General features: G+C 55.9%; 16 protein-coding genes. 6 read left to right on the top strand and 10 right to left on the bottom strand.

Going from position 1 to position 17682, the window contains the following annotated elements:
• Positions 1–95 precede the first annotated feature (95 nt).
• The 3 genes from AC2IAX_RS14415 to AC2IAX_RS14405 all read right to left on the bottom strand — a co-directional run bounded on the left by AC2IAX_RS14415 (position 96) and on the right by AC2IAX_RS14405 (position 2564).
• Positions 96–590 (bottom strand): hypothetical protein, encoded by a 495-nt coding sequence (locus AC2IAX_RS14415; RefSeq protein WP_494388088.1) that lies wholly within the window; start codon positions 588–590, stop codon positions 96–98.
• Between the two features lie 86 nt (positions 591–676).
• Positions 677–2059 carry a murein transglycosylase A gene (gene mltA, locus AC2IAX_RS14410; protein WP_494388087.1) on the bottom strand — a complete coding sequence of 461 codons (1383 nt, stop codon included), beginning with the start codon at positions 2057–2059 and terminating at the stop codon, positions 677–679.
• 250 nt (positions 2060–2309) lie between these two features.
• Positions 2310–2564 (bottom strand): hypothetical protein, encoded by a 255-nt coding sequence (locus AC2IAX_RS14405; protein ID WP_099531721.1) that lies wholly within the window; start codon positions 2562–2564, stop codon positions 2310–2312.
• Between the two features lie 616 nt (positions 2565–3180).
• Between AC2IAX_RS14405 and AC2IAX_RS14400 the strand changes: the two genes are divergently transcribed.
• The 4 genes from AC2IAX_RS14400 (at position 3181) to AC2IAX_RS14385 (ending at position 8509) form a co-directional block, all read left to right on the top strand.
• Positions 3181–4557 carry a CmpA/NrtA family ABC transporter substrate-binding protein gene (locus tag AC2IAX_RS14400; RefSeq protein ID WP_494388086.1) on the top strand — a complete coding sequence of 459 codons (1377 nt, stop codon included), beginning with the start codon at positions 3181–3183 and terminating at the stop codon, positions 4555–4557.
• Positions 4558–4662: 105 nt separating this feature from the next.
• Complete coding sequence (gene ntrB, locus AC2IAX_RS14395; protein ID WP_494388085.1) at positions 4663–5499, top strand: nitrate ABC transporter permease; 837 nt, start codon at positions 4663–4665, stop codon at positions 5497–5499.
• 80 nt (positions 5500–5579) lie between these two features.
• Entirely contained in the window at positions 5580–7577 is a 1998-nt protein-coding gene (locus AC2IAX_RS14390; protein WP_494388084.1) for an ABC transporter ATP-binding/substrate-binding protein, read from the top strand.
• Between the two features lie 92 nt (positions 7578–7669).
• Complete coding sequence (locus AC2IAX_RS14385; protein WP_494388083.1) at positions 7670–8509, top strand: nitrate ABC transporter ATP-binding protein; 840 nt, start codon at positions 7670–7672, stop codon at positions 8507–8509.
• A 152-nt stretch (positions 8510–8661) separates the two neighbouring features.
• Here the strand turns inward: AC2IAX_RS14385 and AC2IAX_RS14380 are convergent, their stop codons facing one another.
• The 4 genes from AC2IAX_RS14380 to AC2IAX_RS14365 all read right to left on the bottom strand — a co-directional run bounded on the left by AC2IAX_RS14380 (position 8662) and on the right by AC2IAX_RS14365 (position 11834).
• A complete protein-coding gene (locus tag AC2IAX_RS14380; RefSeq protein ID WP_494388082.1) occupies positions 8662–9228 on the bottom strand; it encodes a hypothetical protein in 567 nt (188 codons plus the stop codon).
• 205 nt (positions 9229–9433) lie between these two features.
• Positions 9434–9820, bottom strand: a complete 387-nt coding sequence (locus AC2IAX_RS14375) for a hypothetical protein (RefSeq protein WP_494388081.1) — start codon at positions 9818–9820, stop codon at positions 9434–9436.
• Positions 9792–10379 (bottom strand): Panacea domain-containing protein, encoded by a 588-nt coding sequence (locus AC2IAX_RS14370; protein WP_494388080.1) that lies wholly within the window; start codon positions 10377–10379, stop codon positions 9792–9794. The genes AC2IAX_RS14375 and AC2IAX_RS14370 overlap by 29 nt, the downstream gene beginning before the upstream one ends.
• Before the next feature lie 291 nt (positions 10380–10670).
• Positions 10671–11834, bottom strand: a complete 1164-nt coding sequence (locus tag AC2IAX_RS14365; RefSeq protein ID WP_494388079.1) for a GuaB3 family IMP dehydrogenase-related protein — start codon at positions 11832–11834, stop codon at positions 10671–10673.
• A 165-nt stretch (positions 11835–11999) separates the two neighbouring features.
• On the opposite strand from AC2IAX_RS14365, the gene AC2IAX_RS14360 reads away from it, so the two are divergent.
• On the top strand, positions 12000–12140 hold the full coding sequence (locus tag AC2IAX_RS14360) for a hypothetical protein (RefSeq protein ID WP_494388078.1): 141 nt from the start codon (positions 12000–12002) through the stop codon (positions 12138–12140).
• A 109-nt stretch (positions 12141–12249) separates the two neighbouring features.
• A complete protein-coding gene (locus AC2IAX_RS14355) occupies positions 12250–13623 on the top strand; it encodes a TldD/PmbA family protein (protein WP_494388077.1) in 1374 nt (457 codons plus the stop codon).
• Positions 13624–13787: 164 nt separating this feature from the next.
• Here AC2IAX_RS14355 and AC2IAX_RS14350 read toward each other — a convergent pair whose 3' ends face one another.
• From AC2IAX_RS14350 to AC2IAX_RS14340, 3 genes are all read right to left on the bottom strand, one after another.
• The gene (locus tag AC2IAX_RS14350; protein WP_494388076.1) at positions 13788–16637 is read right to left on the bottom strand and encodes a cyclic nucleotide-binding domain-containing protein; all 2850 of its coding nucleotides are present in this window, start codon (positions 16635–16637) and stop codon (positions 13788–13790) included.
• A gap of 155 nt (positions 16638–16792) precedes the next feature.
• Positions 16793–17374, bottom strand: coding sequence for a K(+)-transporting ATPase subunit C (gene kdpC, locus AC2IAX_RS14345; RefSeq protein ID WP_494388075.1), 582 nt, complete (start codon positions 17372–17374; stop codon positions 16793–16795).
• Between the two features lie 3 nt (positions 17375–17377).
• Positions 17378–17629 carry a potassium-transporting ATPase subunit F gene (locus AC2IAX_RS14340; protein WP_494388074.1) on the bottom strand — a complete coding sequence of 84 codons (252 nt, stop codon included), beginning with the start codon at positions 17627–17629 and terminating at the stop codon, positions 17378–17380.
• Positions 17630–17682: the final 53 nt, after the last annotated feature.

The following is a 17682-nucleotide window of genomic DNA, read 5'->3' as shown; positions in this document are numbered from 1 at the left end:
CTTTTTAGAGGCTGTGTGAAAAGCCAACATTGCTCCGCTTTGCGCCCCGGCGATCGACACAGACAAGGGGCTTAAGCCCCTTGCCCCCACAACTCTTAGCGCTGTCGTTCCCGTTCCAAGGCATCGATCGCATCGCCCAAGGCCGTGGTCAAATCCCGTCGGGTGCGATCGTGGGCTTCCCGTTCCGCCTGGAGCTGCCGTACCAGTTGTGCCAGTTGCTCGCGCAGTTGCCGACATTCAATTTGAGCCTCGGCCAAGGTGGCCGGGGTGCTGGCGGGCAGGGCGGCCCCGGCGCTGGCAGCATCTCCCAGCGGTTCCCACCCATCCAGCACCGCATCGGGATTGCCCCGCAGCCGATCGACTTCCCCTTGCAGCCGGGTCTGTTGTTGCTGAAACTGTTCCCGATCGGCTCGGCGCTGCTGAGCTTCCGTGGTGTAACGGGCTTGCCAAGCGTCGGCGGCCTGGTAGGCCGCATCTCGATCGCGTTTCAGGTCGGTCACCTGTTGTTTGAGGGCTTGAATTTCCCCAATCCATTGGGTGACCTGTTCGTGGGACAGGGACTCCGCCCCATTCAGCCCTTGGTTGCTCATGGCCGATCTCCGAATGGTTGCCAACTGCTCGCGGACCATTGCTAATTGTTCAGCAATTAATTTTTTAGCAACTAATTTTTCAGCAACTAATTTTTCAGCAACAGGTAGTAGAGCCGGCCGCGCGACCCGGTGACCCCGGCGCGATTCCCGGCGATCGGGCCCGTGCCCATGAAGTAGTCGGCTCGGCCGGGGCCAATCATGGCGCTGCCGGTGTCTTGATCCAACACAAACCGGCTGACATTGCGATTCACCACCCGTCCGTCCGCGCTGGCATAGGGCAGCGTTGTGTTGACCAAGGCCAAGGCTCCGGGGGGCATCAGGGAGCGATCGGTGGCGATCGAGCGATCAGGCGTAACGGGTACTCCCAAGGTTCCCGTGGCCGGCGCGCCAAAGGTTTCCCGGAAGAAGATAAACCGCGTGTTGCGGGGCAAGTAGTTATCCAATTCCTGGGGATTTTGGCGGAAATAGCGAATCATCACCGGCAGGGTCAACCCTTCAAAGGGCAGCTTGCCATCTTTGGCCAGCTCGCGGCCCACGCTGGTGTAGCCATAGCCGTTGTGGTTGGCATAGCCGACGGTGATCACGTTGCCATCGGGCAATTGCAGCCGGGCCGAACCTTGGATATGCACCAAAAAGGCCTCCAGGCGATCGCTTAACCAAGCAATTTCCTGACCGCGTAGGGGGCTGTTGGTCCCTTGGCCGTCTTTCCCTTCCAGGACTTCGCGGGTGGGCATGGGGGTGCGCCAACTGGCCAAGTCCGCCGGTTCCCGATAAATCGGATAGCGATAGGTGGCGGAGGGGGTGCGGCTGGCGCGATAAATCGGTTCGTAATAGCCCGTGAAGAACACATCACCGTTGCCATCCCGCCCGATCGATTGGTAAAGCGTAAATTCCCGATCGACCAAGGTGGCCAACTCGCGGGCCGATCTCGCCTGGGTCACCAGTTGCCGAAACCGCCGCACACTTTGCAACACCCGATCGCGTGTGATGCCTGCCACGGGATAGTTTTGGTAAGCCGTGGCGGCCGCTGGCGATTGCAAATAGCGCAAGCTGTAGTCGATCGATTGCAACAGGTTTCGGCGATCGCCCGATCGGCCGAACAGTTGCTCATCTAAGCCCAACAGACCCGCAATCGATCGCGCCTGTACCGGCCGCAGGGGAATCCGCTGTTCCGCTGGCGACAGGGGAGTTTCTCCCTGGTGCAGGGGGGGCGGGGTGGGCCGAGTGGTGGACTGAGCCAGGGCCGTGGAACCACTGAAGGTTGAACCGCCCAACGCCAGAGAACCCAAAAGAGAACCCAGACTAAAAACCGCCCCCCAGTAACCCAACTTGGGAGCGGCATCATGGCCAGAACGGCGATTGGTGGCCAGGTCATCGAACTTAGCCCTTAGCTCAGATTGATCGGATTGATCGGAGCGATGGCGAAAGCGATGGCACAGGACATCTTTCAGGGAATCTTTCAGACTCATGGGGGTGGTTGGGGTGAAGCGGTGAGGAGCAATCGCGATCCCCGATCAGCATGGAGCGACAGCGATCGGCTCAGAGGCGATCGGATTGGGGATCGACGGACTATTGCTATCAGACTGGCGGGTGATCGCGCAAGCCCCGATCGGGGAATTGCTTCCTCGATCGCCCCACTACATCGCCACACCAGTTTTGAGACCAATGGCCGACCGCCGTTCAACCCCGATCGCCCCTGAAGCGACTGCTCAAGAAGCCCTAAAACGATCGATCAATGCTGGAGTTAAACACCGGTTCCACCCGGATACCTAACACCTGCGATGGCCGCACCACCATATATTCACCCTGGAGATTTTGGATCGGCACGCTAATGAAGGCCGAAGAGTCCTGCTTCGGAACCAAGTCCGTGCTGTACCACTTTTGGAAGTCTTGAATCGTGCGGAAGCGAACTTCCTCGCGGTGACCGCCCGCCAACAGGATATGCACCGCAAACTCATCAGGTGTTCTCGGCATCGGCCCGGGATCCTTATAACAACAACAACTGCTGCCGCAGCAAACTACCCATCAACCCACTCATCAACATTCGTTCCAAGGCAGCTTGGTTGCCAGCGGCGATCGCCCCAAACAACCAGTGCCCCGCAATCGGCCACCTTAGTCATGGAGCTTGCCCAGACTTTACCAAAAAAATGGGTTTAAAGCCCCGTCCTTGTGGAGCGGCTGATCGATCGAGGCGGCCCAGGCATCAGCCAGAGTATTCATAACGCAGCCTGACTCGATCGATTAGCTAAATTGTGAAATCCGTGAAACCTTAGATTGTGAGAATCAATCAAGATAATCAAAACTTGTTTTCAATGAAAAAATCATAAAGACAAGCTTATGAAGATAATTTAGTTTTTGTTATTTTCGATCTGGTCAAGCATCTAGACTTTTTATGAAAGAACCTTTAGCATGGCTGAAGTTGCTAAAGCGGGAAGGCGCTTGACAAACGGGATTCAGCCCCCAGCCTCAAGCTCCGATTTCAATTTCCTTGGCTCTTAGCGATCGGCTTTTTCACAACTCATGACAAATTTAGCGACCCCCTGATCGCTCGGTTTGTCGTGCTCAACTTTCACTTAAGGTTGCTAGCGCCATGTCTGATGAGTTCGGATTTTCGCGTCGTCGCTTTTTATTGACCGCTGGAGCCTCCGCCGCAGGCTCCATTCTTTTAAAAGGATGTTTGGGAAATCCCCCAGAACCCAGTGGCACTGCCGCGAGTCCCGCCGGAGGATCGCCCGCCAGCAGCGCCGCCAGTCCCGCAGCCCTGACCCCGGAAACCACCCCGGAAGTCACCAAAGCCAAGCTCAGTTACATCCCGATCGCCGAATCTGCCCCGCTGATCATTGCCAAGGAAAAAGGCTTTTTTGCCAAGTACGGCATGACCGAAGTGGAGGTGTCCAAGCAAGCCAACTGGGCCGCCGCTCGCGATAACGTGGTGATCGGTTCCCAAGCGGGTGGGGTTGATGGGGGACAGTGGCAAATGCCCATGCCCCACCTGATTACTGAAGGCATCATCACCAACGGCAAAAAAGTCCCCATGTACGTGTTGGCCCAACTGGTGACCAACGCCAATGGCATCGCCGTTTCTGGCAAAAATGCCGGTAAAGGATTGGGCTTAGACCTAAAGGGTGCTCAAGCCTATATCAAGGACTATGCCAAGGCCAACGGCCGCAAATTCAAAGCAGCCCACACTTTCCCCAACGTCAACCAAGATTTCTGGATTCGTTACTGGTTTGCAGCGGGTGGGATTGACCCCAACAAAGACATCGACCTGCTCGCCGTTCCCCCGCCAGAAACCGTGCAAGGGATGCGGATCGGGACCATGGATGCCTTTAGTACCGGTGACCCTTGGCCTTATCGGATTGTGAACGACAAGATTGGGTTTATGTCCTGCTTGGTCACGGAAATGTGGCCTTACCATCCCGAAGAATATTTCGCAATGCGGGCAGATTGGGTCGATGCCAACCCCAAGGCAACCAAGGCATTGCTGAAGGGCATCATGGAAGCCCAGCAATGGTGCGACAAGCCGGAAAACCGCGCAGAATTGGTGAAAATTGTCTCCGGTCGAAACTATTTCAACATTCCCGTCAACATTCTAGAGCCGCCTTTCTCGGGTAAATACACCATGGGAGATGGCAAGCCCGACATCAACGATTTCAACAAGGGCCCGCTCTATTGGAAAGACCCGATCGGGAGTGTTTCCTATCCCTACAAGAGCCATGATCTTTGGTTCCTCACGGAAACCATTCGTTGGGGCTTCCACAAGGACTATGGTTTCACGGTTGCTAAGGCTAAGGATTTGGTTGAGCGGGTCAATCGCGACAGCATTTGGCTGGAAGCTGCCAAGGAAGCTGGCATCACTGATGTACCCAGTAGCCCTTCCCGTGGAGTAGAAACCTTCTTCGACGGCATCAAGTTTGATCCTGAAAAGCCTGAGGACTACCTCAAGAGCTTGGCCATTAAAGCTTAGGAGTTCGCCCTCAAGGAACTGATTCCTTCAGGATGGCTCACACACCCAATTAGTTGAATTTCGCTTCATTCAACTTCTTTTTTCGACTTTCGAGAGAACATCACCATGGCACCTTCCGTATCTCGATCGAATGGCGTTTCCAAGCCCTCTGCCTTTGAGCAATGGCTGAAGAAAAATGGCAGCACGATTCTATTACCGGCGATCGGGATTTTAGGATTTTTGGCCATTTGGCAACTGATTGCTTGGTCGGGTGTGACCCGGTTGCCCGGCCCCCTGAGCGTGTTCACCGACGATCGCACCCGCACCCTGCTGCTCTTCCCCTTCTACGATCGCGGCGGGTTGGATAAGGGGCTGTTTTGGCAAACCCTGGCGAGCCTCGGTCGGGTGGCTCAGGGCTATTTAATCGCCTCGGTGGTCGGCATTTCCTTGGGGATTTTAGTGGGCCTTTCACCAGCCATTGATAAGGCGCTGGATCCGGTTTTCCAGTTCCTGCGGATGATTGCCCCGTTGGCGTGGGTTCCGATCGCCCTGGTGACGTTCCAGCAACCGGAAATTTCCGCAATCTTCGTGATTTTTGTGACCGCTGTTTGGCCGATTTTGATTAACACCACGGTGGGTGTGAAGCAAATTCCCCAGGACTACATCAACGTCAAACAGGTGTTGCAACTCAAGCAAAAAACCTTCTTCTTCAAGATTCTGTTCCCCTCGGCGCTGCCTTACATCTTCACAGGCTTGCGGATTGCGATCGGTCTGTCTTGGTTGGCAATTATTGCGGCTGAAATCGTGATTGGTGGCACTTTGGGTATTGGCTTCTTTATCTGGGATGCCTATCAGCAAAACTACGTCAGCGAAATCATTCTGGGCGTGGTTTACATCGGGGCCGTGGGTTTGATTCTCGATCGCGCCGTTGCCTACATCCAAACCCTGATCCTGCCGGAATAACTCGGTAAATCGCCAGTTTCAGAGGGCGCAAGCATTGCGCCCCTACTTATTCCCTCCGCTGGTTTTTAGAGGATTGCCCCATGAGTGCATTCGTTGCGATCGAGAATCTCGAAAAAGTCTTTCCCCTCAACCAAGGCGAATATCTTGCCCTTAAAGGCATTGATTTAACCATTAAAAAGGGTGAGTTTGTTTCCCTAATTGGTCACTCCGGTTGCGGAAAATCTACCCTGCTGAATATGATTTCTGGGTTGGACTTTCCCACCGATGGCCTCGTCACCCTGGAAGGGCAACGGATTAAAAAACCCGGGCCTGATCGGATGGTGGTGTTCCAAAACTATTCGCTGCTGCCCTGGCTAACGGCTCGCGAAAATATTGCCCTAGCCGTCGATGAAGTGATGGGTGATTTGCCCAAGGCTGATCGCGATGCCATGGTGCAAACCCACATCGACATGGTGGGTTTGAAACAAGCCGCCGAAAAGCGCCCCGGTCAACTATCGGGGGGGATGAAACAACGGGTGGCGATCGCTCGAGCATTAGCCCTCAAACCGAAGCTATTGCTGTTGGATGAACCCTTCGGCGCGCTTGATGCGTTGACTCGCGGCAATTTGCAAGAAAAGCTGATGCAAATTTGCGAGGAAAACCAAGTCACCGCCGTGATGGTGACCCACGATGTGGATGAGGCGGTGTTGCTGAGCGATCGCATCGTGATGCTCACCAACGGTCCCGGCTCCAAGATTGGGCAAATTTTGGAAGTGGATATTCCCCGCCCTCGCAAGCGAATGGAAGTGGTGGAGCATCCCAGCTACTACAAGCTGCGATCGGAAATGATCTACTTCCTGAACCAACAGAAACGGGTGAAGAAAATCCGCGCCCGCAAGGTGGAAGTGATCTCCAAACATGGCTTGGAAAAAGTCAATTTGGAAATTGGCTTTGTGCCCCTCACCGCCTGCGCCCCCCTGGCCGTTGCCAAAGAAAAGGGCTTCTTTGAAAAGTACGGTTTGGATGAAGTCAACCTGGTGCGGGAAACCAGTTGGCGCGGCATCGTGGATGGGATTGCTGGTGGCTACATCGATGCGGCCCAAATGCCCTCGGGAATGCCCGTTTGGTTAACCGTTGGCGGCCATGAAGATCGCCCCTTGCCCACAGTCACCTCCTTGACCATGAGCCGGAATGGGAACGCCGTCACCCTTTCCAAAAAACTGTTTGATGCGGGTATCCAAACCGCCGCCGACTTCAAAAAGCTGCTGCGGGAAACCCCCGGGAAGTCCCACATTTTGGGCATGGTTCACCCCTCTTCGATGCACAATTTGCTGTTGCGCTATTGGCTAGCGGCAAATGACATTGATCCCGATCATGATGTGCATTTGGAAACCATTCCACCGGCTCAAATGGTGGTGGATTTGAAAGCGGGCAGCATTGACGGCTATTGCGTCGGTTCACCCTGGAATCTGCGGGCGGCGATGGAAGGCGTGGGCGTAACGATCGCCACTGACCTGGAAATCTGGCAAGGTCACCCCGGCAAAGTCCTGGGCGTGCGCGAGGACTGGGCCAACGCTTACCCCAACACCCACGTGGCCCTCGTGAAGGCGCTGCTGGATGCTTGTCGCTACTGCTCCGATCCGGCAAACCATTTGGAGGTGCGCAAGATTCTGAGCGATCGCGCCTATGTGGGCACGCGCGAGGAATACATCCACTTGGGTGATCCGAAGGAGCTGACCTGCGACCTGGGCAACCCGATCGAGTATGCCCACCATTGGTTCTACGGCGAAGGATCCAACCGTCCCAGCCGCACGGAACACCTGTGGATGATGGCACAGATGGCGCGTTGGGGCGATGTGCCGTTCCCGCGCAACTGGCTGGAAGTTTTGGAGCGGGTGGTGCGTCCGACTACCTACAGCATCGCGGCTCGGGAGTTGGGCTTGCTGGATGAGAAGTTCCGGCGCGGGGCGATCGAACTGTTTGATGGTTCGGCCTTCGACGCGGAAGACCCGATCAGCTACCTGAACAGCCTGGCAATTAAGGCCAACATCTCGATCGCGGAAGTTCACCTCGATCCGCCGCGAGTGTTGGTGGCGTAAATCCCGAAAAGGGCGCACGGCGGTGCGCCCCTACTGACCATCATTGCTTTGTTTTGCAATCCGAATTAACCGATTTGTCGGAGGTTTTTAGGATGTCGATCGCCACAAACAGCGCTCAAAAAGTTGCGCCGCTCCAGTCTTCCGGCACGCCCTTTCTAGAGTTCAAAGGGGTTAACAAAACCTACCCCACTGGCAAAGGCCCTTACGTCGTTTTGGATGGGGTGAACCTGACCGTTAATGAAGGTGAGTTTATCTGTGTGATCGGTCACTCCGGTTGCGGGAAATCGACCCTGTTGAGCATGGTTTCTGGGTTTGCCCAGCCCACCCACGGCACTGTCCGCCTCAAGGGTCAAGACATCAAAAAGCCCGGCCCCGATCGGATGGTGGTGTTCCAAAACTACGCCCTGCTGCCCTGGTTGACGGTGTTTGAAAATGTCTATCTAGCGATCGATGCGGTGTTTCCCGAAAAACCTGAACGGGAAAAGCGTGCTATGGCTCGCGACAACCTGGCCATGGTGGGTCTCAGCGAAGCCATGGAAAAGAAGCCACCGCAAATTTCCGGGGGTATGAAGCAGCGGGTTTCGATCGCCCGCGCCCTTTCCATTCAACCGGAAGTGTTGATTCTCGATGAACCCTTTGGTGCGCTGGATGCGATTACCAAGGAAGAACTCCAAGAAGAATTGCTGAAAATTTGGAGTGGTCGCCGCTGCACGGTGTTGATGATCACTCACGACATTGATGAGGCACTTTTCTTGGCCGATAAGTTGGTGATGATGACCAATGGCCCTTCGGCAAAAATCGGGGAAGTGATGGATATTCCGTTCGATCGCCCGCGCGATCGGGATCTGATCATGGAAGATCCGCGCTATTACGATTTGCGGAACTACGCCCTCGATTACCTATTCAATCGCTACGCCCACGACGACGAATAGGCACGACAATTTTCTCAGTTTTCTCCTCAGCAAATTGCCACTCCCCGATTGCTCTTTAAGGGCGATCGGGGATTTTTTTAAATTGACTTTAAGGCTGTGGCTCTTTGTCCTGGATATACTTACGCTGAGGGCAAACTACTACTTTTTGATCATTACGCTAGTCTAGAGTCATAGGTTGGATTTTCTGGGTCTGTTGTATCAATCACAATTTCATCTTCCTCTGACACAAAAGATGGAACCTGGATGATCCAACCGTTGCATAAAGTTGCTGGTTTATATGAAGATTTTGCCGTTTGTCCTTTCAAAGATGGTTCTGTATTTTCAATTTTGACCTTGGCTTTTTTAGGAAGTGTAATTTTATAAATGTCCTCGTTGAGGTAAACGACCCTGAACAGTCCCCCTTGCGAAATCAGCTCTAGAATGTTGCCGGAAACTTTAGAAATAGGGAAATCTTCACCAGAAACAGCATAAATTCTGTCTCCATCGTCATACATATATTCAAAATTAGACTCAAAAATATCAGCTATGCGGAATTTTAAGTCTGGATTTACAGACAATGTTTTCTGAGAACCATTTTGAATATTCTTGAGCATTAACTTAACCGTAAAGATTCCACGCTCTTGTCTAACCACAGTAGAAGTCATGACTTGACAGATCGCTTCCTCACAATGAATGAGACAACCCGGACGCAAATCATTGGCAGTAAGGATTGTAGTCATGATTACCTCGCGAAATTAGGTAGAGCACAGATGACGCTCAGCATAGTTCATAACGATTAACAATGTCACCACGCCTAACCTCAGCCCGTAGGTGGGCATTGCCCACCAAATCGTTGCTTCATGGCATCTACGATATATCGTGCCAATTATTTTAGGTAAAGGCTATATCAATTTAGAAGTCAAGAGACAATCTAGGAAGACGAAATCAATCAATAACGGCTTTTAAAACATTTCTCAAGTCAGGATCTGATGGACGTTTAGCAAACTGCTCATGGCTATAGAGCCACACCAACCTAATAGTTCGCGCTTCAGCGTTAACTAAATACATTAAGCGAACCTGGCCGGAGGCCCCACGCCCTACTTTCAACTCCAGTTTGTGAAACGTCCAGTAATTAGGCAATAGGAAACGACTAGGCAATGGCTCTCGGCGAGAATTAGGCAGATAAGGATTATCCATCAATTGACTTACAGTGTGCTTCAGTATCAGCTGCAGTTGATCAACCGTCGCTTGATTCAATGCTTTTTTTAGCTTATCAACAGATCGCTGGAACTGGTTGGAATGCTCAATTGAAAAGGGAGTCAATCCAGTCATTCACTGCTCCTTTTTCGATAAAAACAGTAGGTTGGTTAGTGACGGCCTCCTGTAGAACCTGAGTAATTGCCGCCTCATAAACCGGAGATGATCGCTCAATTTGCTCTAGCTTTTGATGCCCTAAGATCTTGAGGTCATCTAATAAAATTGGCTGCGTTGAACTAGCTTCTGTAGATAGTCCTCGACGAGCTTTCTGCCAAGGAAACTCACCATGACTCATATCACTCAAACGGTATGCATGGTAGTTGCCGAAGTACTCCCAAACTTCATCAAGAACTGCCTGGGTTTCCATTGCAAGAGGGTCTAACTTTTTTCGATCCAAAAATGGAAGTTGTTTGGCTTCAAAGTCACTATAAAATCGATAGGCAGGCGGGCAAACTGGCCCATATCGCCATGCTTGAATTTCTTCGGCAAAAAGTGGCTGATCATAGAAAGCCAAGTGCAAACTCTGCGCGTAATAGAGCAGCTTTTGCAGCTTCATGTTGGTCATGTCTATTTCCAAGCCATCTTCATAGGCTCGGGCAATGAAGTATTGGGCAGCGTCGAGGCAGCTAATCATGGCTTGAGTTCCCCTCTGCTTTAGTCAACTTTATGATCGCTTCTCAGTCTATTGTAGATTTTTCGACTTCCCAAAATCCAGCGCCCAAGGAACTCAAAAGCGATCGCCCAATATTCAAAAGCATTAAAAAACCGCCCGAAGCTTGTTCGAGCGGAGTGTGGTGTGAGGAGTGAACGGAAACATGCGTCTCCGCTATACCTCTATTCTATACGCTGCGTTTGCCTCTCGATAAGGATTGTGGCCGATCGCCCTATAAATCGAGACGAATCGACAACCTCAGCGGGCGATCGCCTACTTGCCCATGCCCAACTGCTGCGCCTTCTGGTACACCTTGCCCTCGGTCAGCAGCGACGGTGCAACGGCCACCTCCACCTGCTGCATTTCCTTCAGGGTGCTGGCTCCCAAAGTGCCCATGCTGGTCTTCAGCGCACCCAGTAGGTTGTGGGTGCCGTCGTCCAACTTCGCGGGGCCAATCAGGATTTCTTCCAGGGTTCCCGTTGTGCCCACCTTAATCCGAGTCCCCCGGGGCAGCACGGGGCTGGGAGTCGCCATACCCCAGTGGAAGCCACGACCCGGCGCACCGGCCGCCCGGGCAAAGGGCGAACCGATCATCACCGCATCGGCTCCGCAGGCAATGCATTTACAGATGTCGCCGCCGGTCACCAGACCGCCATCGGCGATGATCGGCACGTATTTGCCGGTTTTAGCGTGGAACTCGTCGCGGGCAGCCACGCAATCGGCCACGGCGGTGGCTTGGGGCACGCCAATGCCCAACACACCGCGCGAGGTGCAAGCCGCACCGGGGCCAATGCCCACCAACACGGCGGCGGCTCCGGCTTCCAGCAGTTGCAGGGTCACTTCATAGGTAACACAGTTGCCCAAGGCTACGGGCATCGGCATTTCTTTGCAGAACTTGGCCAAGTCCAGCGGGGTCACGCCTTCGGGGGAAACGTGGTTGGTGGAAACGACGGTGGCTTGGATAAAGAGGATGTCGGCTCCGGCTTCGGCGATCACGCTGCCAAATTTTTGGGCGGCGATCGGGGTGGCGCTGACGGCCGCAATGCCGCCGCCGGCCTTCATTTCCTGAATTCGCTTAGCAATCAAGGCTTCTTTGACCGGTTCGGCGTAGAGTTCTTGCATCAAGGGCACGAATTCATCTTTGCCGACGGAGGCAATCCGATCGAGGATCGGTTCGGGATCGTCGTAGCGGGTTTGGATCCCTTCCAGGTTCAACACGCCTAATGCCCCCAACTGGGCCAGCTTGATGGCGGTTTGGACATCCACCACGCCGTCCATGGCGCTGGCAATAATCGGGATCGTGCGTTCGATGCCGCCGATCGTCCAGCGGGTATCGGTGACGTTTGGATCAACGGTGCGGCCCCCCGGCACCAGAGCGATTTCATCAATACCGTAGGCCCGGCGAGCGGTTTTGCCTCGTCCCAATTGAATGTCCACTGCGCTTGCTTGCTCCTTGGCTCGAATCGAGGTTTGCGATCGCTCATATAGACAACCCGAGAATTCGTTTTGCAGAGCGAATTCGGGGGGTGATTGAGCGGGTTGGCGAAATGTATTCCAGCTAGGGTATCAAATCTAGCAGACGGCGCGATCGCTTCTAGAATCTTGGGCGATCGATTCGCGATCGCCCCCTTGGCTTTCGGAGGACTGGGCCGGGAATGGGCGGGTTGCGCGGCCCCCACAACGGTACAATTTGGGGCAGCGTTGCGGTCTGGCGCGGTTTTGCTGGCGCACGATCGCTGGTGAAATAAGGGTTTGCCCGCGTGGCTCCCTTGGTGTTGGCCGGCCCCTGGCCGACCCTGTGCTAATCACAAAAGCCGCAGTGATGTTGTCAATTGCCCCTGTGAATTGCCCTATGGGTGCTGCTGAGTGGCCGGAAGTTTCTGCAACCAACGGAATCGCCACAGGTGCGATCGAACCGGAGCAATTACTCGATTTAGCCCAGCGGGCCGGTGCCGAAGCCGCTGAAGTTTATCAATCTCAGTCCCTATCGCGGCCGGTTTCCTTTGAAGCAAACCGCCTGAAGCAAATTGAAAGCGCCCAGGCCGCGGGCACGGCCTTGCGGCTTTGGAAAAATGGTCGGCCCGGCCTGGCGGTGGCCTATGGGCCCGTGGATGCCCAGGCCTTGGTGGAACGGGCGATCGCCCTCAGTGCGCTGAACGACCCGGAAGAAATTGAACTGGCTGAGAGCGCCGCCGCCGACCACTACCCAGACTTGGGCCAGGCGATCGCCGTGGAACAGTTAATTGAGTGGGGCAAAAGCGCGATCGCCCATATTCGCGATCGCCATCCCGATGTGCTCTGTTCTGCGGAGTGGGAAGCGGATGTGGAAACCACCCGATTGGTGAACTCCCGCGGCCTCGATTGTGGCTACAGCGACACCACCTTGGGCTGTTACCTATCCGCCGAGTGGGTGCGGGGCGATGACTTTTTATATGTAGCCGATGGGCAAACCCAGCGCGATCGACTCGACCCGATCGCGATCGCCCAACAGGTGGTGCAGCGGCTCGACTGGTCGCGACAAAACGCCGCCACCCTCACCGGCCGGTTGCCCGTCCTGTTCACGGCCAAAGCCGCCGACATGCTTTGGGGAACGATCCAAGCCGCCCTCAATGGCAAGCAAGCCCTCGAAGGAGCCTCGCCTTGGGGTGGGCAAACGGGCAAGCTCGAAGGCAGCCGCCTGGGCGATCGGGTCTTGGATGGGGGAGTAACCCTGTCTCAGCAGCCCGACGAGGGGCCCTACAGTTGCCCCTTTGATGACGAAGGCACGGCCACCCGGGCCATTGATTTTGTGAAAGACGGGGTGCTGCAAAGTTTCTACGCCGATCGCAAAACCGGCCGCCGTCTGGGCATGGGCACCACCGGCAACGGTTTCCGGCCCGGCTTGGGCAGCTATCCGGCTCCCGGCCTGTTCAACATGGTGATTACCCCCGGCCAAGACAGTTTGGAGCAACTGATTGCCAATTTGCCCTCGGGCCTGATCATTGACCAAATGTTGGGCGGCGGCGCAGGCATTTCTGGAGATTTCTCCGTCAATATTGACCTGGGCTTTTGGGTGGAACAGGGGCAAATTGTCGGCCGAGTCAAGGACACCATGGTGGCGGGCAATGTTTATGCAGCCTTGAAACAGGTGGTGGCTCTGGGGGGAGATGCGGAGTGGAACGGCTCTTGCTATACACCCTCGATCGTGGTGGATGGCCTGTCGATTACGGGGCGATCGGGCGATTAGGCGATCGGCAGCATTCTGGCCGGATAACGGACAGGAAGGCTAACGGGCCAGCTTCCAGCGATCGCTTCCAAAAGCAAGGGCGCACCGAAATGCGCCCCCACTTTCGACCATTCAGCTTATTGGGCTGATGCTGTCTGGCTATGCAGCCCCAGCGATCGGAACAGTTAGCCCACAGCCCCGGCGGTCGTCAGGGTCGATCGCAGGCTCAAGACCTGTTGCAGGCGGCGGCTTTCCAGCTCCAGCACCCGGCGGGACAGCTCGCGATCGTGATCCAGCAGATCATCGAAGCGATCGACCGGCATCGCCAAAATCCGCGTCGGCTCCGACAGGGCCACCACCGTGCCCGTTTGTTCCGAATGGGCCAGCACCTCCAGCTCATCGAGCACTTGCCCCGGATGGAAGGCGGTCGGTTCCGGTTCGCCCGGTCGGGTGATTTGCGCGTCCCCTTCGATCAACACCAGCAGTTCGCGGCAGGTGTCGCCCGCTTCGACGATTTCCGCCCCGGCCCGGTAGCTGCGCACTTCCGATCGCGCCGCCACTTCCAACAGCAGTTGCCCGTTCAAATCCGCGAAGAAATCGGTATTGGCCAAGGCTGCCAGTTTTTCCAGGGTCGGACAATCCACCAACAGCAGGGGCCGATCGGGGTCAGCGTTCACCACCCGTTGGGCCGTGTCCGCCACGATCGGGTCAGGGGCCGCCAACCAGTCGCGGGCCATGCTGACTGCTCGGGGGCGATCGATCCGTGCCAACCCAAACAGGGCCACCGCTTGGGCCGTGGGCGGCATTTCCACTTCGCCCACCAAATGGGCCAGATCTTCGGCAATGTCCGAAGCGGGCAGGTCGATCGCACAAGCGCCGCCGCCCGGGGTGTTGAGCTGCTGCCAAATCTCGGGCGCTAGGCGATCGCGCCAGCGATCGTCTGGATCGGCCAGCACATCCGGCAGGGTGACGGCGGCCAAGTTGCTGAGGGTTTGGGCAAACCGATCGGCCACCGGATCGCTGCCCAACCGCTCCAGAATTTCCAGCAGGCCGCGAATCACCAACTCCTGCTGGTGGCGCACGGTCGATCGCAACACTGTTAATAGTGACGACAGGGCCGGCTGGGCCAGCAGTTGTGGTTGGTGCAAGCGACGGAAGCGATCGACCTCCACGGTCAGCCGCGCGATCAATCGATCGCCCCGCTGTTCCGCCGCCTGAACCCGATCGAGCTGAGCGATCGCCCGTTCTTCATCGCTGTCACTAATCCCATATTCCAAGCGCAGGGCCGCCAACTCCTCGGGGTTAACCGCCAAGGATTCCAAGGCACTTTGGCGCGGGCCACCTCGGTTGCCTTGCAGGGCGATCGTCCGTTCCAGGGCCCGCCGATAGCCCGTCAGACGCACCAGGTTTTCCAAGCTGCGTTGGCGGTTCGGATCCAGCAGGGCCGGATCTTCCACACCCAATTGCACCAACACTTCCCGGTGATCATCATCGGAAATATCCAACTCTTGGCGCAGTTGCCGCAACACTTCCAAGCTACTGGCCGTGTCCGTGAAGCCTTCTTCCAAGGATTCGCGCAACACGCCTTTGTAGGCTTCCCGCCGTTGGTTTTGGGTGAAACCGGGCAGCACCTTGGCTAGCACATACAGCTCGTGGGGGTTGAGGTCATCGATCGACCGGCCCTCAAAGTACTGCGCCACATCCAACCGCATTTTCACCAGTTGCTTGCGGAAGCGGTTGGCCAAGTTCTCCAGGGAGTAGAGCCGAGGGCTACGAGACCAAGCCCGTTGCAACCAAAAGGCACTGAGCAGCACAAGGGACACATCCCACAACCACTGCACCTTGTAGGGCAGTTGGGTGATGATCGGTCGGCCGCCAAAGATAAAGAAGAAGTTGAACACCGCAAAGGTGCAAATCGTGAAAATCCGGTGTTGCAGCACCTCGCGGGGCAGTTTGGCGCTGCCGGCCCATAGTTGCCGAATTGCCCGCTCCGCCGCCAGCCCGATCGCCACCCCCAACAGGGTAAACAGCCCCAAAGTTAGGGGCACGGCCAGCAACTTGGGAATCGAGATCGCCTGGCCCGCCAGATAAAATCCGGGTTTCAGCCATTGGCCGATCGCGTCGGTTTGGCGCGCCCAATAGCCGGACATGTAGTAATTCCAGTTGCCAGCGTAGAGGTAGTAGTAGCCAAAGTAGCCCACCACCAAACCCACATAGCCGTAATAGAGCCAGCGGGTGGTGCGATCGGTGATGTCATCCCAGTACGATCGCTCGGAATCAATATCAATGCAGGGATTTTGGCAGGCGACGCAGGCGCTGCGTTCCTTGCCTTCCGGGTCGATCGTCCGGCACATGGACTGGGTGATCGGTGTTTCGCTGGTGTGGGCCTTGCTGGCAAACAGGCCGCCCGGTTCCCCATAGATCCGCTGTACCGGGGCCATGGGGCAAAAATACTGACACCAGGACTTGCCACCGTAGAAATAGCCGACGGCAATCGCGATCGCGATCGTCCCCAACAGCCAAATACCCAGGGCCAGGCGATCGGAATTAATCACCAAAATCCGCAAGCACAGGCCCAAAAATAGCCAGCCAAATTGCAGATAGGGATAGTTGCGACCCAGCCAGGAATTGGGTTTCACCTTGGCCAGTTCTGATTTCACCTTGCCGGTTTTCGGGTCGGTTTTGGTGCGTTGCCGTTGCCAGCCCAGGGCCCGGGGAATTTGCGACAGAAACGACAGGGGACAAATCCGCCGCCACAGCTCATGGCCAAACACCAACAAAATCAAAATCCCCGCCGGGACAACAATTCCCCAAAACAGGGAAGTGCCGATCGGGTAGGGCTGTTCGGGCAAGCAGTTGCCTTGCACCATCACACATCGGCTGGGGTCAACCCGAAACGGACTCCAGGTTTGCTCCCAGCGGGTCAAAACTGAGGAAAAGGGGTCATAAAACAAAGAGGCGATCGCGAGGAGCCACCCGATCGTCAGCACCCAACGAACCTGATGAAAGGTGCGTTCAGAGAAGCGAGCGAACATGAGTTTTTTGAGCGAAATAGGGGAGTAATGAAAACGAAATCAGGCCAATGAATCCTGCTATCAACGCACAGAACGAGGTGCAGGGCCCGCCCCGCACCTCAATCTTAAAAAATCGCTATTACAAGTTGGGAAGCGGTGGCTCCTCTGCCGGTCTCCTAACGATTGAGCCGATCGAGGGCGAGATTCAGCTTCAGCACATTCACCCCCGGTTCACCCATCAGGTTCAAGAAGGGGCGATCGGTGGCTTGGTCAATCAGGCTCCGCAGTTGGTCGGGGGCCAGTTGGCGGGCGCGGGCCACCCGATCGAGCTGGGCGATCGCGCTGGCCGGGCTGATGTGTGGATCGAGACCCGAGCCGGAACTATAGAGCAAATCACCCGGGGGTTCGATGCCAGTTTGTTGGATGCGCTGTTTTTCGGTGGCGATCCGTTCCGCGAGGGCGGGATTGGTGGGAGCCAGGTTGCTTGCGCCGGAAATGCCGGTTTTGGCCACCTGAGGATCGGTGCTGTAGGCGATCGCGCTGGGACGGGGCCAAAAGTAGCGATCGCTTGCAAAGGGCTGACCAATCAGGGCTGACCCGATCACCTGGCCTTGGTCGTTCGTCAGCAGGCTGCCATTGGCCTGGAACGGCAGGGCCGCCCCCGCCAGCAACAAAATCACCGGGTAAATCACCGCCGTCAACAACCACAGGGCCGCCGACAGTCGCAGCGATCGCCCCATTTCGCGTAGGAAGTCCATGATCTAAAACCGCTCCGGTTGAAAAATCGCCACGAACAAATAAATCGACAGGGAAATGGTGGCCAGTCCCAACAGGACAGTTGCCCCCAGTTGGCCGCTATCCAAAGCGGGTTGCCCCGTGGTAGCCGTGGCTGGGGCGATCGCGGCGAGGGCGGCGAGCCAAGCCAGACTCGCACGCAGGCTCCAGCGCCCCCAACGTGTGAGGCGGCGATTGGGCGATCGATCCGGTGCGGGCTGGTTCAAGGTGGTTTTCATCGAAATGGATCTCCGGGTGGGTGGTGGCTAAGGCTAGAACATTGGCTGGTGTT

Source organism: Limnothrix sp. HT2024 (genome assembly GCF_059138625.1).
Note: the sequence above shows the minus strand (reverse complement) of the source record. Positions and strands in the feature narration are given on the sequence as shown.

Excerpts from the sequence above, each read along its gene's own strand:
- AC2IAX_RS14355 (WP_494388077.1), top strand. The coding sequence starts at position 12,250 with ATGGGTGCTGCTGAGTGGCCGGAAGTTTCTGCAACCAACGGAATCGCC.
- mltA (WP_494388087.1), bottom strand. The coding sequence starts at position 2,059 with ATGAGTCTGAAAGATTCCCTGAAAGATGTCCTGTGCCATCGCTTTCGC.
- AC2IAX_RS14350 (WP_494388076.1), bottom strand. The coding sequence starts at position 16,637 with ATGTTCGCTCGCTTCTCTGAACGCACCTTTCATCAGGTTCGTTGGGTG.
- AC2IAX_RS14415 (WP_494388088.1), bottom strand. The coding sequence starts at position 590 with ATGAGCAACCAAGGGCTGAATGGGGCGGAGTCCCTGTCCCACGAACAG.
- AC2IAX_RS14400 (WP_494388086.1), top strand. The coding sequence starts at position 3,181 with ATGTCTGATGAGTTCGGATTTTCGCGTCGTCGCTTTTTATTGACCGCT.
- AC2IAX_RS14375 (WP_494388081.1), bottom strand. The coding sequence starts at position 9,820 with ATGACTGGATTGACTCCCTTTTCAATTGAGCATTCCAACCAGTTCCAG.
- AC2IAX_RS14385 (WP_494388083.1), top strand. The coding sequence starts at position 7,670 with ATGTCGATCGCCACAAACAGCGCTCAAAAAGTTGCGCCGCTCCAGTCT.
- ntrB (WP_494388085.1), top strand. The coding sequence starts at position 4,663 with ATGGCACCTTCCGTATCTCGATCGAATGGCGTTTCCAAGCCCTCTGCC.
- AC2IAX_RS14390 (WP_494388084.1), top strand. The coding sequence starts at position 5,580 with ATGAGTGCATTCGTTGCGATCGAGAATCTCGAAAAAGTCTTTCCCCTC.
- kdpC (WP_494388075.1), bottom strand. The coding sequence starts at position 17,374 with ATGGACTTCCTACGCGAAATGGGGCGATCGCTGCGACTGTCGGCGGCC.
- AC2IAX_RS14340 (WP_494388074.1), bottom strand. The coding sequence starts at position 17,629 with ATGAAAACCACCTTGAACCAGCCCGCACCGGATCGATCGCCCAATCGC.
- AC2IAX_RS14370 (WP_494388080.1), bottom strand. The coding sequence starts at position 10,379 with ATGATTAGCTGCCTCGACGCTGCCCAATACTTCATTGCCCGAGCCTAT.
- AC2IAX_RS14405 (WP_099531721.1), bottom strand. The coding sequence starts at position 2,564 with ATGCCGAGAACACCTGATGAGTTTGCGGTGCATATCCTGTTGGCGGGC.
- AC2IAX_RS14380 (WP_494388082.1), bottom strand. The coding sequence starts at position 9,228 with ATGACTACAATCCTTACTGCCAATGATTTGCGTCCGGGTTGTCTCATT.